The sequence below is a fragment of the Ensifer sp. ENS02 genome (genome assembly GCF_014851885.1).
GTDB classification, from domain to species: domain Bacteria; phylum Pseudomonadota; class Alphaproteobacteria; order Rhizobiales; family Rhizobiaceae; genus Ensifer; species Ensifer adhaerens.
In genome coordinates this window covers 1-255 of record NZ_JACVAO010000095.1, presented here as the reverse complement: position 1 = coordinate 255, position 255 = coordinate 1, and the positions used below count along the sequence as shown (strand labels likewise).

Here is a 255-nt window from a genome sequence, read left to right as displayed (position 1 = left end):
CGGACGGCTCATCGCCAAGGTCCGCACGCTGCTTTTCGTAGGCACTGACCGACGCAGGATCCTGCAACCAGCTTTCGATATCCGCTGCTGCCCCCATGGCCGTGCGTGGCCGCAGGAAGGGTGAAAATCGGGCAAATCCGGACCACGCTTCATCCCAGAGGAAGATGAGGTCCGGCTTGATGGCGAGACACTCCTCCATCACGCGCCTGACGTTATACATGTGCCCGTCGAAGGTGCAGTTGGTGAGGTCGAGCA

General features: G+C 60.8%; 1 protein-coding gene. It reads right to left on the bottom strand.

All coding sequences use genetic code 11. The annotated features are described in order from the left end of the window. Window positions 1-255, bottom strand: a 255-nt coding sequence (locus IB262_RS35595) for a hypothetical protein (RefSeq protein WP_192494598.1), incomplete at both ends; no start/stop codon positions are given.